The 15,123-nt window shown below is 71.8% G+C and carries 12 protein-coding genes; 6 read left to right on the forward strand and 6 right to left on the reverse strand.

All coding sequences use genetic code 11. The features are described from left to right. Nucleotides 1–48 precede the first annotated feature (48 nt). Nucleotides 49–345 carry a chorismate mutase gene (locus tag F1734_RS10235; RefSeq protein ID WP_048773088.1) on the reverse strand — a complete coding sequence of 99 codons (297 nt, stop codon included), beginning with the start codon at nt 343–345 and terminating at the stop codon, nt 49–51. 373 nt (nt 346–718) lie between these two features. Here F1734_RS10235 and F1734_RS10240 point away from each other — a divergent pair, with 373 nt between their 5' ends. Continuing rightward, nucleotides 719–1,570 carry a hypothetical protein gene (locus F1734_RS10240; RefSeq protein ID WP_234574977.1) on the forward strand — a complete coding sequence of 284 codons (852 nt, stop codon included), beginning with the start codon at nt 719–721 and terminating at the stop codon, nt 1,568–1,570. A gap of 114 nt (nt 1,571–1,684) precedes the next feature. Next, nucleotides 1,685–2,869 (forward strand): thiolase family protein, encoded by a 1,185-nt coding sequence (locus F1734_RS10245; protein WP_203011608.1) that lies wholly within the window; start codon nt 1,685–1,687, stop codon nt 2,867–2,869. A 63-nt stretch (nt 2,870–2,932) separates the two neighbouring features. Here the strand turns inward: F1734_RS10245 and F1734_RS10250 are convergent, their stop codons facing one another. Then, entirely contained in the window at nt 2,933–4,489 is a 1,557-nt protein-coding gene (locus tag F1734_RS10250; RefSeq protein ID WP_064066415.1) for a long-chain-fatty-acid--CoA ligase, read from the reverse strand. 113 nt (nt 4,490–4,602) lie between these two features. Further along, nucleotides 4,603–5,877, reverse strand: coding sequence for a hypothetical protein (locus tag F1734_RS10255; RefSeq protein ID WP_203011609.1), 1,275 nt, complete (start codon nt 5,875–5,877; stop codon nt 4,603–4,605). A gap of 246 nt (nt 5,878–6,123) precedes the next feature. On the opposite strand from F1734_RS10255, the gene F1734_RS10260 reads away from it, so the two are divergent. From F1734_RS10260 to F1734_RS10270, 3 genes are read left to right on the forward strand one after another with little or no spacing between them, the layout of a single operon-like run. Continuing rightward, a complete protein-coding gene (locus F1734_RS10260) occupies nt 6,124–6,303 on the forward strand; it encodes a hotdog family protein (RefSeq protein WP_237713773.1) in 180 nt (59 codons plus the stop codon). Nucleotides 6,304–6,346: 43 nt separating this feature from the next. After that, nucleotides 6,347–6,841 carry a MarR family winged helix-turn-helix transcriptional regulator gene (locus tag F1734_RS10265; RefSeq protein WP_010595798.1) on the forward strand — a complete coding sequence of 165 codons (495 nt, stop codon included), beginning with the start codon at nt 6,347–6,349 and terminating at the stop codon, nt 6,839–6,841. Next, nucleotides 6,834–8,624, forward strand: coding sequence for an AMP-dependent synthetase/ligase (locus F1734_RS10270; RefSeq protein ID WP_010595799.1), 1,791 nt, complete (start codon nt 6,834–6,836; stop codon nt 8,622–8,624). The genes F1734_RS10265 and F1734_RS10270 overlap by 8 nt, the downstream gene beginning before the upstream one ends. Before the next feature lie 43 nt (nt 8,625–8,667). Here the strand turns inward: F1734_RS10270 and malQ are convergent, their stop codons facing one another. The 3 genes from malQ to F1734_RS10285 are packed head-to-tail and all read right to left on the reverse strand — an operon-like array spanning nt 8,668 to nt 13,271. Beyond that, nucleotides 8,668–10,794, reverse strand: a complete 2,127-nt coding sequence (malQ, locus tag F1734_RS10275; protein WP_203011610.1) for a 4-alpha-glucanotransferase — start codon at nt 10,792–10,794, stop codon at nt 8,668–8,670. Nucleotides 10,795–10,842: 48 nt separating this feature from the next. Next, nucleotides 10,843–11,508, reverse strand: a complete 666-nt coding sequence (locus F1734_RS10280; protein ID WP_203011611.1) for a response regulator — start codon at nt 11,506–11,508, stop codon at nt 10,843–10,845. Beyond that, a complete protein-coding gene (locus tag F1734_RS10285; RefSeq protein WP_228287166.1) occupies nt 11,505–13,271 on the reverse strand; it encodes a sensor histidine kinase in 1,767 nt (588 codons plus the stop codon). The genes F1734_RS10280 and F1734_RS10285 overlap by 4 nt, the downstream gene beginning before the upstream one ends. 147 nt (nt 13,272–13,418) lie before the next feature. Here F1734_RS10285 and F1734_RS10290 point away from each other — a divergent pair, with 147 nt between their 5' ends. Then, on the forward strand, nt 13,419–15,080 hold the full coding sequence (locus tag F1734_RS10290; RefSeq protein ID WP_203011860.1) for a protein kinase domain-containing protein: 1,662 nt from the start codon (nt 13,419–13,421) through the stop codon (nt 15,078–15,080). The last annotated feature ends 43 nt before the right edge of the window (nt 15,081–15,123 follow it).

Raw genomic sequence — 15,123 nt, forward strand, 5'->3', positions numbered from 1 at the left:
ATGCGGCCCCCGCACCGATCGGTGCGGGGGCCGCGGAAGTCGTCAGGTCTAGGACAGGCGGGTGCGTCCGAGGCGGAGCAGCGTCATCGCCAGGGTCTTGCCGTCGGCGCCGAGTTCGGCGAAACGGTCGAGGACTCGCATCTCGAGGTTCTGGGCCTGCCGAGCAGTCCCGGACTCCTTCGCAGCGATGCCCGCCCGGCGCGACAGCTCGCTGCGGCGCTCGATCGCCTCGAGAATCCGCGCGTCGAGCTCCCCGATCTCGTCGAACAGTCGACCGAGGTCTTCCTGGGTCGAAACCACCTCGCGGGCGGACTCGAAGCCAGGCGAATCAAGCTGGACAGTCATGCAGATTCCTCCGGTCTCGTCTGGATCGTCGATGATTGTGTCGTTCCCGTCGGCGCCAGTGTTACTCATCCGTAGACAAGATTTTCGTGTCCCGCCGCCCGGGATCGACGGCCACGAGATGAACACCTCTTGAACTGGGCTTTATGTCCGTCCTGGGGCGTATGTGGCAATGGTCACACCGCGGCGTGCGGGCCCGGATCCGGCCCCCGGGCGTAGGGTCGAAGGTCCCTTCGGCGGGCGACCGCGGTCGCGGTGCGTGTCGTGCGCCACGATCGGTGAGCCCTGCGGTAGCGTTCCCCACCTACCGGCAACCGGTCGGGGCGGCGGGGTCCCCGGCGCTTCCGGAAGGGGAACGCAGTGGGACGGGTGTTTCGTGCACGGCACCGATGAAGACGAGTCCGCCTCCGCGCGAATGATCCGCCCGGAGGAGTGGCCGCCTCCCAAGGTCAATACCCGGGTCGCCGCCGCGATAGTCCTGGCGGGTGTCGTGATCCTCGTCTCCCTCTGGCGGGCTTGGGATGCCGGTCACGCGGGGGCCTGGGCGGTGATGCGGTTCTTCCTCATCCTGTCCGGCCTGATGGCCCTCACCGCGCTCTTCGGATACGTGTTCTGGCGGCCACGGCGCGGCGACCCGGAGATCCGTCTCGTCGAGGCGTGGGGCCGCGGGGCCACCGAGATCCGCGCATCCGGCCCGGTCTTCCATCTGATGGGCGCCATGACGACGAGTGCGGCGTTGCTCTCCCTCGGCGCTGCCGTCGAGATCGTGCTGTTCGCCCCCGGCGTTCCGTGGGTGAGTGTGCTCCTCGCGGCATTCGGGCTGCCGTGCGCGGCGTTCGTCGTGGAGGTGCTGCGCGGCGGGATCCGCCGGGGGGCGCTACTGCTGACACCGGACGGGATCCGGCAGCGCGACTGGACCATCGAGTCGTATCTGCCGTGGGTGTCGGTGGCCGGGGTGCATGCCGTCCACCACGGCTTCCCCGAGATCTGGGTGCTGGGCACGCCGGCCGCGGCCTGGGCGCGACGACGGACCAGCCGGCTGTTCCGCCTGGACCGGTTGCCTCCCGAACCGGTGATCGAGATCGACTCCCGCAAGTTCGACTGCGACCCGGTGCTGCTGTTCCGGGTGCTCGAGTTCTATGCGAGCAATCCGCAGGCCCGCACGGAACTCGGGTCGGCCGCGGCGACCGAGCGCGTGCATCGGCACGACCTCGGCGATCCCACCTGACAGTGCCCGCCTTGCGTCGCAGTGCCACCCGACTGTGTTGCGGCTCACTGCTCCGGTATCGTCGACCGCAAGATATGGCACTCGGTGCCGCTCCTGCGAGAGATGGGACGTGAGATGAGCACAGCGGAACGGATCGTCGTCGTCGACGGCGCGCGCACCCCGGTCGGCAGCTTCGGCGGCGCGTTCGCCGGCGTGCCGGCCCACGAACTCGGCGCGACCGCCGCGAAGGCGGCCCTCGAGCGTGCCGGCGTGGCGGCCGAGGACATCGACGAGGTCGTCATGGGCTGCATCGGGCAGGTCGGACCCGACGCCTACAACGCCCGCCGCGTCGCCCTCGCGGCCGGACTGCCCGTCTCGACCCCCGCGTACACCGTCAACCGGCTGTGCGGCTCGGGCCTGCAGGCGATCTGGTCGGCGGCGATGCAGATGCGCTGGGGCGGGGTCGACCTGGCCCTGGCCGGCGGCGACGAGAACATGTCCCGCATGCCGTTCTACGACTTCGGCGCCCGCTCCGGCTACAAGCTCGGCGATCGCACCCTCGTCGACGGCACCGTCGGCATGCTCACCGACCCGTTCCACGGCATCCACATGGGCGTCACCGCCGAGAACGTCGCCCGCGAGTACGGCATCGACCGCGTCGCGCAGGACGAGTTCGCCGCCGAGTCGCAGCGCCGCGCCGCCACCGACGCCGCCCGCGCCGCGTTCGCCGAGGAGATCACCCCCGTCGAGATCGGCGGCCGCAAGCCCACCGTCGTCACCACCGACGAGCATCCCAAGCCCGACACCACCGTCGAGACCCTGGCGACGCTGCGCCCGGCCTTCGTCGAGGACGGCACCGTCACCGCCGGCAACGCCTCGGGCATCAACGACGGCGCCGGCGTCGTCGTGCTCGCCCGCGAGTCCGTCGCGGTCGAGCGGGGCCTGGGCGGGCTCGCGGTGCTCGAGTCCGTCGCCACCGCCGCCCTCGAGCCGGAGCTGATGGGCTACGCGCCGGTGCTGGCCCTGCAGAAGCTGTTCGAGCAGACCGGCACCACCCCGGCGGACATCGACACGATCGAGCTGAACGAGGCGTTCGCGTCGCAGGCCGTCGCGGTGATCCGGGACGCCAAGCTCGACCCGGCCCGCACCAACCCGTACGGCGGGGCGATCGCCCTCGGCCACCCGGTGGGTGCGACCGGCGGCATCCTGACCCTGCGGGTGGCCAAGGACCTGGTGCGCCGCGACCTCGAGCTCGGCATCGTCACCATGTGCATCGGCGGCGGCCAGGCCCTGGCCGCCCTGATCCGCCGCATCCGCTGAGCCGGGCCGCTCCGCGGCCGGTGCGTCCTTTGGGCTGCTGCAGCCGCCCAAAGGACGCACCGCTCAGATGGTGCGTTCGTGCCCGGCCCAGTACGGGGCGCGCAGGGAGCGCTTGAGGATCTTGCCGGTGGGGTTGCGCGGGAGCATGTCGACGATGTCGATGCTCGACGGGCACTTGAAGTGCGCGAGGTGCCGGCGGGTGTAGTCGACGAGTTCCTGCTCGTCGGCCTTCTGATCCGGGGCGAGGACCACCACCGCCTTGACCGTCTCACCCCACTTCTCGTCCGGGACGCCGATGACGGCGACCTCGGCCACGGCCGGATGCTCGACGAGGACCCGCTCGACCTCCGGGCAGTACACGTTCTCGCCGCCGGTGATGATCATGTCCTTGAGGCGGTCCTCGATGAACACGAACCCGCCGTCGTCGACCCGGCCCATGTCGCCGCTGCGCAACCACCCGTCGGGGGTGATCGTCTCGGCCGTCGCGTCGGGCCGGTTCCAGTAGCCGGGTGTGGTCTGCGCCGAGCGCCACCACAATTCGCCGATCCCGCCCGGCGCCACGTCCTCGAGCGTGGCCGGATCGACGACGCGCATCTCCACCCCGGGGATCGGGGTGCCCGCCGACGCCATCCGCCGTTCCTGTGCCGGGTCGCGGTGCACGTCCGGCAGCAGCGCGGTGATCACCCCGGCGAGTTCGGTCATGCCGTACACCTGGACGAACTCGGTGTCCGGCCACGCGGCGAGCGCGCCCCGCAGCAGCGGCAGCGGCATCGGCGCGGCGCCGTAGGTGATGCGCTTGAGCCGCGCGAACGCCCCGATCGCCCGTTCGCCGGCGGCGAGGACGGCCGCGATCACGGGGGGCACCAGGAACGCGATGTTCGCTCCCGCCGCCAGACCCCCGAACAGGGAGGGCGCATCCGCCTCGCGGGTGAACACGCAGCGGCGGCCGTCGTGGATACCCATGACGGCGTAGCAGGTGCCGCCCACATGGAACAGCGGCATCGCCACGAGCAGGCAGTCGCCGTCGGTGAACGGCAGCACGGCGAGCACGTCCTCGGCATGGGCGAACAGGTTGCGGTGCGTCAGCTGGACGCCCTTGGGCCGGCCGGTGGTGCCGGAGCTGTAGAGCAGCAGCGCGGTGGTCTCTGCCGCGACGTCGGGCAGGGTCGCCGGAGCGGCGGCCGCGAGCCACGGTTCGAACTCGTCGTTCTCCCCGCCGACGACGACGATCTTCTCCACGGAGGACAACCGCGACCGCAGCGACGCGATCTCCTGCGCGAACTCCGCTCCCACGAACAGGATCCGCGCCCGCGAGTCGTTGATCACGTAGTCGAGTTCGTCCCCGGCGAGCCGGAAGTTCGGGATCGCGTTGGCCGCGCCGAGCGCGGACGCGGCGTAGGTGACCTCGAGGCAGGCGAGGTTGTTCTTGTCGACGAACGCGACGGTGTCGGCCGGCCCGATCCCCTCCGCGGCGAGAGCACCGGTGAGGTGGAGCAGCCGCTCGTGCCATTGCGCCCAGGTGTGGGTGCGGTCGAGGTACTGCACCGCGACCTCGTCCGGCTTGGTCTGCGCCCAGTGCGCGACGCGGTCGAGGATGACGGACGGAGCGGGGACGGACATGCGGGGGCCTCCTGGAAGAACAGCTGCCCGCCCTGTGGCGGGTGTCACACAGGTTATTGCCGGGGCGGCGCGGCGTCTCGGAATCGGGCGTATCGCCGCGGACCCCAGCGGCCTCACTGTCCGGGCAGGCAGGCCGCGACTCCGCCGGCCTCGAAGGTGGAGGTCTCGCAGTAGGCCCCTCGGGGGTAGTAGGGCCCCATCGTGGCGGCCGGATCGCCGCCCTGCGCGGACTGCACCGACTGCGGCAGGAACTCGTCGGACGGGAGCATGTTCCGGTAGAGCAGGGTCTTCTTCGGGACCTCGGTCGAGCCCCACGGCAGGACCGTCACCGTCGGATCGGCCGTGGCGCGGGCGGGCACGTCCTCGGGCGCGGCGACGACGTAGGTGAACCAGCCCTCCGCGTCGACGGCCGTCTCGAAGTCGGCTGCGCACGCGACGACCGGGTACGGGGTGACCTGGTCGTTCTGGCACATCGACCAGTACCGCACCTGACGGCCCGGTGTGGTGACCGGTTCGCCGGCGCGGGTGTCGGGGAACGTGGGGGCCTTGCCCCGCACGACGGCGATGCGGCCCGGCTGGTAGGTCAGGACGGTGCCGATGTACTTGTTGTCGCCGTTGGGAAACAAACCGGACGTGGTGGCGGGGCTGACGAACGTGGTCTCGGGAACGTCACCGGGGAAGGCGCCCGAGGCGGCGCTCTCGACGATGCGGTCGACGGCCGCCTCGGCGGCGCGCTCGACCGGTCCGCTGCCGTAGTCGGCGGGGTCGAACTCGGCGGTGCACGTGGGTACCGGCACGGCGCGCCCGCCCTGGTGCAGGGTCACGTCCGGCAGGGGAACCCCGCCGGACGCGGAGGCCGGGTCGTCGGGCACGTACACCCGGATGATGAGGAATCCGACCGGTGCGGTGGGCGACCCGGCGGGGAGCGCGGCGATCTCGTTGCGGGCGTGGTCGGCCGGACCGGTGACGACGGTCGCGCTCCAGCGCCGCGCCGACGGGGGCAGCGCCTCGGCGGCCGCGTCCGCGAACGGATTGCCGCTGCCCGGGTCGGGTGCGATCTGCGCGTCGCGCAGGGTGTCGACGGTGTCGAAGTTCGTTCCGTAGGTGTTGAGCGAGAAGTACCGCGCCGCCGGATACGTGCCGTGCAGTTCGATGCTGTCGCCGGGGGTCAGCGCGTACGGCAGCACCCAGTAGGTGGCGGCGGCGTCGGGGAACGCGATGTCCAGCACGGTCGCATCGGACCGGAACTGCCACGCGCAGGACCCGACGGGTTGCTGCGCCGCGGTGACCGTCGGCATCGCCAGGGCGTGCGCTGCCGCGAGCACGCCGACGAGCACGGTGGTCAGGCGACGGCCACGCCCGGCCGTCGACGGAGCGCGTACGGCCATGGGAACTCCTCACGCGAGGGAGAGTCCTGTCGCATCATCTGTACCCGACCCGGGCCGGCCGCACCGGCGGTTCGGGCGAATCCGCGGCCGGTGGTGCGGCCGGGGCCGGCTGGGACCCCCGGTGGTTCCGCACCGCTCGCGCGGCCGCGGAGGGCGGCATGTCGGCGGGCTCATCGTCAGCGGGATCCACACCCGGGCCGTCGCCCGGCGCCCGAGCGTGGCGGCCGCGTACGGATGCTGACCGAGGTGCGCTTCCGGCGTCCGAGACGTCCCGGCGACGCCCTGACCGGCACTGATGCGATCGACGACGTGCGTCTCGACGAGCGCGGCCGGGGCCTGGTGCCGGCGACGGTGCGGCTCGTCGACGGCACCGGCGACGGGGTGCTCGATCCGGGCGTCGAGTCGTGTGTGCGGCGCCGCGATTAGAGGCGATTGGGGTGTCGAGCGGCACAGGGCTTACAGTTGCGTCGTGCAACACAAACGGGAGGTTGCGGCGCAGTCCGCAGCGACCGGTGTATCCGAGGTCTACGACGAGTTCGTGTACCTGGTTCGCCATCTCACAGCGGGGGAGCGCGCCCACGACGACGTGCTGTCCCTGGCGCAGCATTCGATGCTCGGCTTCATCGACCGCAACCCGGGCTGCCGAGCCACCGACATCTCGGATGCGTTCAGCGTGAATCGGTCCACCGTCTCCCGTCAACTGCGCAGCTGCATCGACGCCGGCTGGGTCCACGCCGAGGCCGGACCCACCCGGCTCGGCCATCCCCTCCGGCTCACCGACCGGGGCCGCGAGATCCTCGCCCGCACCGTCGCCGGACGCCACGACGAGATCCGCGCGGCGCTGACCGGCTGGGACCGGGACGACATCGACCGGTTCGTCGACATGCTGCGCCGATTCCGCCAGGGAGTGGAACACCGGTCCACTGCCCACCCCGACCACAACGAGGGAGACGCTCGTGCGTGAGTACACCACCCCCGCCCAGTTCACCGTCGGCGACGACGAATCGGTCGTCCGCACGGTCTTCACGCACGCGGAGAAGACGCCGCACCGCGTGATGTACTCCCGCCCCGAGGGCGAGGACTGGGTCGCCGTCACCGCCCGGCAGTTCGCCGAGCAGGTCTCGGGGGTCGCCAAGGGCCTCATCGCGGCGGGCGTGCAGCCCGGCGACCGGGTCGCCCTGCTCTCGGCCACCCGCTACGAGTGGGCGCTGTTCGACTACGCCATCTGGGCCGCCGGTGCCGCGACCGTGCCGATCTACGACTCCTCGTCCACCGAGCAGATCCGCTGGATCCTGCAGGATTCCGAGGCCGGCATCGCCGTCGTCGAGACCGCACGCCACGAAGCGCTGTTCGTCGACATGCCGGACACCTTGCGCCGCACCCTGCGGATCGACGGCGGTGCGGTGGAGACGCTGATCGCCGAGGGCGCCGGCGTCGACGACGCGACCCTGCAGGCCCGCCTCGACGGCATCCGCGCCGACGACCTCGCCTCGCTCGTGTACACCTCGGGCACCACCGGCCGGCCCAAGGGCTGCATGCTCACCCACCGCAACTTCTACAGCGAGGTCCGCGGCATCCTCACCGCGTCGATCGGCGAGGTCGCCAAGCCGGGCAGCCGGGTCCTGACCTTCCTGCCGCTCGCGCACGTGCTGGCCCGGGCCGTGTCGCTGGCCGTCTTCGAAGGTGGTGCGGCGCAGGCGCACTGGTCGGACTTCGGCACCATCTCCGCCCAGTTCGAGCGGTACGCCCCGAACACCATCCTCGGCGTGCCGCGCGTCTTCGAGAAGGTGCGCGACGCGGCGGCCCGCAAGGCCGCGGCCGGCGGCCGGTTCAACGCGGCGATCTTCGCGTTCGCCGAGGAGACCGCCATCGCCTACAGCGAGTCGCTCGACCGCGGCGGTCCGTCGTTCGCGCTCAAGGCCAAGCGCAACATGGCCGACAAGCTCGTCTACGCCAAGCTGCGGCAGGCGATGGGCGGCGAGTGCTGGTTCGCGATCTCCGGTGGCGGCGCCCTGAGCCCCCGCCTCGGCCACTTCTTCCGCGGCGTCGGCGTCCCGATCTACGAGGGCTACGGCCTGACCGAGAGCACCGCCGCGCACAGCGTGAACGTCCCCGGCGCCCAGAAGATCGGCACCGTCGGACAACCGATGGGCGGCAACAGCACCCGCATCGCCGACGACGGCGAGATCGAGCTGCGCGGCGGGGTCGTGTTCCAGGGCTACTGGCGCAACGAGAAGGCCACCGCCGAGGCCTTCCACGACGGCTGGTTCCGCACCGGCGACCTCGGCGAGATCGACGAGGACGGCTACGTGAGCATCACCGGCCGCAAGAAGGACCTCATCATCACCGCCGGCGGCAAGAACGTCTCCCCGGGTCCGCTCGAGGACCGGATGCGCTCGCACACGCTCGTCTCGCAGGCCGTCGTCATCGGCGACGGGCGCAGCTACATCACCGCGCTGCTCACCGTCGACCCCGAGGTGCTCGACAACTGGAAGGCCGAGAACGGAAAGCCCCCCACGGCCACCATCGCCGACCTGCGCCGCGACCCGGCCCTGCACGACGCGCTGCAGTCCATCGTCGACGACGCCAACTCCATGGTCTCGCACGCCGAGGCCATCAAGAAGTTCGTCGTCCTCGACCGGGACCTCACCGAGGAGACCGGTGAGTTGACGCCGACGCTGAAGATCAAGCGCAACGTCGTGACCGAGCGGTTCGCCGCCGACATCGAGAGCATGTACGCGAAGTGACGCTCGGCCGGCTGCCGGATCCCCGGCAGCCGGCCCGAGGCGTTCAGGCCTTGTCGGCGGACGACTCCGGGGCCGCCGCGGCGAGCAGGGCCGCGAACCGCGCGTTGCCGGGCAGGTCCTCGAGCAGCACGGTCCGGCCGTTCTCGTCGGCCAGCGGGATCCGCCAGTTGGGGTACTCGTCGGACGTGCCCGGCTGATTCTGGCTGCGTCGCTCCCCGACGGCGTCGGCCAGCGACACCCCGATCAGCGCCGACGGGCTCGCGGCGACGAACCGGTGCAGCGCCTCGACGGTGCGCTGCTCGTCGGCGTCCGCGTCGAGCAGTCCGCGCTCCCGCAGCGCCGCCAGCACGGCGTCGCGTTCGGCGGCCGCGTCGGCGGCCTCGGTCTCCAGGTCCCGCTCCAGCAGGCCCAGCTCGGAACGCAGCGTGATGTGTTCTCCGGCAAGGAAACCCGCCGTCGGCGGCAGGTCGTGCGTGGTGACCGACGTCAGGCACAGCCTGCGGTAGCTCTCCGGTGGCCGCGGATCGTCGCCGTCCCGCTCGAACCACAGGATCGACGTCCCGGCGATGCCGCGGCGCGACAGGTACTCCTGCACCCAGCCCTCGAACACACCGAGGTCCTCGCCGATCAGCACGGCGCCCGCCCGGTGCGCCTCGAGCGCCAGGATCCCGATGAAGGCGTCGTGGTCGTACTTGACGTACGTGCCCTGGTCGGGCGTGCAGCCCTCGGGAATCCACCAGGTGCGGAACAGGCCCAGGATGTGGTCCACGCGCAGGCCCCCGGCGTGGCGCAGCGCGGTGCGCACCACGTCGCGGTACGGCCGGTAGCCGAGCTCGGCGAGCCGGACCGGATGCCAGGGCGGCTGGGTCCAGTCCTGACCCTGCCGGTTGAAGTCGTCCGGCGGCGCCCCGACGGTCATGTCGCGGATGAGCGCATCGCCGAGCGTCCAGGCATCCGCGCCGTCGGGCCGGACACCCACCGCCAGGTCGTGCACGATCCCGATGTCCATGCCGGCCGCGCGCGCCGTCGCCTGCGCCTCGGCGAGCTGCTCGTCGCACAGCCACTGCAGCCAGCAGTGGAACTCGATGCGCTCGGCCAGCTTGGTCCGCTGGCGCGTGACGTACGGCTCGTCCGGGGTCGCCGCCAGGGTCTGCCAGCGAGTGCTGCGCTCACCGAACTTCTCGCCGAGGGCGCACCACAACGCGAAGTCGGTCAGCGCGTCGCCACCCGCCGCGCGGAACGCATCGAACTGTGCCTGCCGCGCCGGGCTGCGCGGCACCCGGAACACGTGCCCGAGCACCTCCAGCTTGGCCCGGTACGCGGTGTCGCGGTCGATGCGCTTGTCCTTGCGGTTCGACTTGGCGAACTTCTCGGTGTACGCCTCGAGCGTCTTGCGGTGCTTGCGCGGCAGCAGCGCCGCCTCCCGGATGTTCTCCACCCGCAGGTAGATCGGGTGCACGAACCGCCGTGAACTCGGCAGGTACGGGGACGGCTCGAGCGGCGGCTCCGGCTCGCCCGCGTGGACGGGATTGACGAGCACGAAGTCACCCCCGTGCACGGAGGCGGTGATCGCCGCCAGGTCCGCGAGGTCCGCGAAGTCGCCGACGCCCCACGACCGCGTCGACCGCACCGAGTACAACTGCGTGGCCAGGCCGCGGCGACGTCGCTCGAGGAGCCGGTCGGCGGTGGCGAGGCGGGCGGGCGTCACCACCAGGGTGGCCTCGGCCTCGGTGTCGTTGCTGCGGGCGTGCAGGGTGTGCCACCCGAGCGGCAGATCCGGCACGGCGAACGTCGCGCGGCCGACGAGCCGGCCGTCGACCTCCCGGGGATCGACCCACACGTCCCGCTGCGCGACGTCGACGACGTCGCCGTCCTCGGTGCGCACCTGCACCCGCACGGGATCACCGTGGGCCACGTGCACGGGGAAGGTGTGCTCCTCGCCCTGCACGACGACCAGCGCGGGCGGCAGCATCCGCCGCCACGGCTGATTCGGCACATCCGCGAGGGCGGCGTCGATCTCCGCCTCGCTGCCGGCGGGCACCCCCAGGGAGGCCAGGACCCGGCGCAGCGTGTCGTCGCTCGCGTAGTGGTCCTGCTGATCCCACCCCACGTACGTGGTGGCGATCCCGAATCGTTCGGCCAGTTCACGCAGCTTCACCGTCGATGTCACGACACCCGATCATGCCAGGTCGCGGACGGGTCGGCAGACCTGGCGAGATCAGCTGCGGACCGTGGGGCCGAGGTAGCCGAGCACCGCCCGGACACGGTGGTGGTCGTCGGGCTCGGGTGGCAGACCGAGCTTGTCGAAGACGGCACGCACGAGCACGTCCACGGAGCGTTCCCCGAGGGCCAGGGCGGCTCCGATCATCCGGTTCGAACAGCCTTCGACCATGAGGGTGAGGACCTCCCGCTCCCGGGGGGACAGCTCGTCGAGGGCCCCCCGGTCGCGGTGCGGCCGGGAGATCAACCGGCCGGCCACGTCGGGATCGAGTGCCGTTCCGCCCGCCGCGACGCGGTGCAGCGACCCGAGGAACCCGTCGATGTCGGAGAGGCGGTCCTTGAGCAGATATCCCAGGCCGGCGGTCCCGCCGGCGAAGACGTTCATGACGTTCTCGGTTTCGACGTACTGGGACAGCAGCAGCACGGCGGTGCCCGGGAAGCACCGGCGAACGGTGAGGGCGGCGTCGATGCCCTCGGTGGTGTGGGTGGGCGGCATCCGGATGTCGACCACGGCCAGGTCCGGATGGTGCTCTTCCACCAGGTGCAGCAGACCCTGCCCGTCCGCGGCCTGGCCGACCACCTCGATTCCCTCGTCGCGCAGCAGGCCGGCGATGCCCTCGCGGAGCACCGCGGAGTCGTCGGCGAGCACCACCCGCAGGTTCATGACGGCTCCCCGGATGTCCCGGCGGTGAGGGGAAGCGACAGCGTCAGGGTCGTCCCGCCCCCCGGGGGACTGTGCACGCCGAGCACCCCACCGAGGGCCGCGGCGCGGTCGCTCAGTCCGCTCAAACCGCCGCCGGCAGTCAGCGTCGCACCGCCGCACCCGTCGTCGGTGACGACCATCCGCAGCATCCCGCCGTCCCGGCGAAGGTCGATCTCGATGTGCGTGGCGCCGGAGTGCTTGGTGGCATTGGCGACCGCCTCGGCGGCGATGAAGTAGGCGGCGAGTTCGATCGACGCGGGAGCTCGCCCGGTCAGGGTGTCGACGATCTCCACCGGCAGCGGAGCACGCTCGGCCAGGGCGGTCAGCGCGGCGGCGAGACCGTGTTCCTGCAGCACCGGCGGATAGACGCCCCGGGCCAGTTCCCGCAGCTCCACCAGCGCCGAGTCCAGTTCGGCCGTGCCCTCGGTGAGCAACTCCTGCTTGCGCTCCGGCTGGGACGTCCGCTGCGCGCGCCGCAACAGGATCGTCGCAGCGACCAGGCGTTGCTGCGCACCGTCGTGCAGGTTGCGTTCGAGTCGCCGCCGCTGCGCGTCCCCGGCGGCGACGATCCGCTCCCGGGACCGGCGGACCTCGGCGAGCTGAGCCTGCAACTCGAACTGGAGCCGCTGGTTGTCCAGCGCGAGGGTCGCCGCGCTGCGCACCGCCGCGAGCAGTTGCGGCTGATGCCGCAGCGACCGGTCGTACACGAGCGCCCCGACCGGGACGCCGTCGCGTTCCAGGACGGTCGCCGCACGGGGGTCGCCGCCGCCGGGCAGGCGCTGCGGGTCCCCGTGCGCGTCGAGGTAGCTGTTCGACCGCGGCGACCACGACCACAGGACCAGACCGGGGTCGCGCAGCGCCTTGCGCAGCGCGTGGACGAACTCCTCCCCGAGCGGGGCCGCACCGACCTCGACCATCACGTCGCTGACCGCCCCGCGGGCCACCCGGTAACGCCACAACCCCACCAGCACCGCGATCGGAAACAGCGCGGTCGCCAGGTAGCCCACGTAGGCCGTCCACACGTTCCCCACGCCGGACGAGCGCGCCGTGACCAGCCCGGTGCCGATGACCGTGGCGAACCCCAGGATCCCCGCGATCCACAGGGGTGCGAACGCGGCCCGATAGGCCGGAGAGCCCGACCGCCACCGGGCCAGCAGCACGCCGATCACGACCACACTGATGCCGATGGCCACCGCTCCGAACACGAGCTGCAGCGCCGCGAAGATCGTCGGATCGTCCCGGACCAGCAGGAGGTTGGGTGCGGTGAAGCGGTCGGTGCCGATCATCACGGAGGGGTTGTAGAACATCAGGTCGAGCAGCACCGAGGCCAGGAAGTACACGTAGCAGCCACCCACGAACCACCGTTCCCACCTGCGGGTCAGTCGTCCCGTCGGAAAGCCGAGCAGTACATGGATCAACACCGGCAGGTACATCACCGTCAGCGCTGCCCCGACGGTGAAGACCACCGGGTTGCGGGCCGCGGCGCCCCCCTTCACCAGCCACAACAATCCGGCCAGCACCATCAGCCGTCCCGTGTTGTCGTCCGGCCGGCTCTGCCACGCGACGACGCCCGCCGCGACGAAGGCGACGCCCACCGCGAGGAACGCGATCAGCTCCGCCGGTCCCGCGGGCGGACCGCCCGGCCAATCGACCGACACCACCGCCACCCCGACAACCAGCAGGGTGGTCACGGCGACGACCGCCGGCAATGTTCGACGACTCACGACGAGGCCTCCGATCCTCGCTCCCAGCATCCCGCTCCGGGCCCCGGCCGACCACCGTGCTGGCACTGTTCGACCATCCGTGATTCCGCCTTGGTTCCGCCGACGATCCCCGAGGGGTTGAATAGAGGAGACGGGCCGCTTCGGGAGGTGGTGGCGGTGAGCGGAAACGTGGCTCCCGGGCCGGGTTCGGTGTTTGCCGGGTACACCATCGAGCGGCTGCTCGGCGCGGGCGGCATGGGGTCGATCTACCTGGCGCAGCACCCGCACCTGCCGCGCAAGGTGGCCCTCAAACTGCTCCATCCGGTCCTGACCGCTGACGACAGTGTCCGGGCCCGCTTCGAACTCGAGGCCGACCACGCCGCGCGGCTCGAGCACGCCAACATCGTCCAGGTCTACGACCGCGGCTGCGAGGACGGCCGGCTCTGGATCGCGATGCAGTACGTCCCCGGGACCAATGCCGCCGCGCTGCTCCGGCAGGGCCCCGTCCCGCCCGAGCGGGCGGTGCACATCGTCTGCGAGATCGGCAAGGCTCTCGACTACGCGCACCAGGCCGGGGTGCTGCACCGGGATGTGAAGCCGACGAACATCCTGCTCGCCGAGCCCGCCGGTCCGGGCGAGCCGGAACGGGTCCTGCTCACCGACTTCGGCATCGCCAAGGCCCTCGACGAGGCGAGCGGGCTCACCCGCACGGGGACGTTCGTCGGCAGTCTGCAGAACGCCGCACCCGAGCAGTTCGACACCACCGTCGCGCTCGACCACCGCACCGACATCTACTCGCTCGGCTGCACCCTCTACCACCTGCTCACCGGCCGGCCCCCGTACTCCGGCGACACCCTGCCCAAGCTGTGGCACGGACACGTCCGCAGCCCGATACCCCGGCCGAGCGAGACCCGGCCCGACCTGCCGAAAGCGTTCGACGCCGTCGTCGCGCGTGCCCTCGCCAAGGACCGCAACGACCGCTACGGAACCTGCCGGGAACTCACCGCCGCCGCCCGCGCTGCCCTCACTGGAGAGACCACGACCACCGTCCCGGTTGCCGCTCCGGCGGCCGACGCCACGGTGGCTCGCACGGTGGCGGTGGACGCCGCCGCGGAACCGACCCGGGTCGCCGCACCGCGGCGCGCCGCACGGCGCGGCGACAGCGCGGCACCGCTGCGGGTGGTGCTCGCCGACGACTCCGTGCTCCTGCGCGAGGGCATCTCCCGGCTGCTGAGCGACGAGGGCATCGCCGTCGTGGGCGAGGCCGGCGACGCTGCCACCCTGCTTGCTCTCGTCGCCGACGAACGTCCCGACGTCGCCGTCGTCGACATCCGGATGCCTCCGACCCACACCACCGAGGGCATCGCCGCCGCCGCGACCATCCGAGCCGACCACCCCGACACCGCGGTGGTGCTGCTGTCGCAGTACGTGGAAACCGACCACGTCATGAACCTGCTCGCCGACGGGGCCGCCGGTTTGGGTTACCTGCTCAAGGATCGGGTCGCCGACATCGACGAGTTCGTCGACACCCTGCACCGGGTCGCCGAGGGTGGTTCCGCCATCGACCCCAGTGTGGTGAGCCGGCTGGTGGCCCGGCCGCACCGCGACAGCCGCCCCATCGACACGCTGTCCACCCGCGAACGCGAGGTCCTCGCTCTCATGGCCGAGGGCCGCTCGAACCGGGCGATCGGGGCGGCCCTGTTCCTCGGGGAACGCACCGTCGAGGCGCACGTCCGGGCGATCTTCCTCAAGCTGGGTCTGCACCCCGAACCCGAGGACCACCGGCGCGTCCTCGCCGTGCTGAAGCACCTCGAGGCGACCACGCCCTGAGCCGTCCCGGGCACGGCCCGACCCTCGGAAACGGAAGGCCGGC

Source organism: Rhodococcus ruber, from assembly GCF_016804345.1.
GTDB lineage: Bacteria > Actinomycetota > Actinomycetes > Mycobacteriales > Mycobacteriaceae > Rhodococcus > Rhodococcus ruber.

Coding starts and splice junctions, on each gene's coding strand:
- F1734_RS10235 (WP_048773088.1), bottom strand. CDS start 345: ATGACTGTCCAGCTTGATTCGCCTGGCTTCGAGTCCGCCCGCGAGGTG.
- F1734_RS10245 (WP_203011608.1), top strand. CDS start 1,685: ATGAGCACAGCGGAACGGATCGTCGTCGTCGACGGCGCGCGCACCCCG.
- F1734_RS10250 (WP_064066415.1), bottom strand. CDS start 4,489: ATGTCCGTCCCCGCTCCGTCCGTCATCCTCGACCGCGTCGCGCACTGG.
- F1734_RS10255 (WP_203011609.1), bottom strand. CDS start 5,877: ATGGCCGTACGCGCTCCGTCGACGGCCGGGCGTGGCCGTCGCCTGACC.
- F1734_RS10280 (WP_203011611.1), bottom strand. CDS start 11,508: ATGAACCTGCGGGTGGTGCTCGCCGACGACTCCGCGGTGCTCCGCGAG.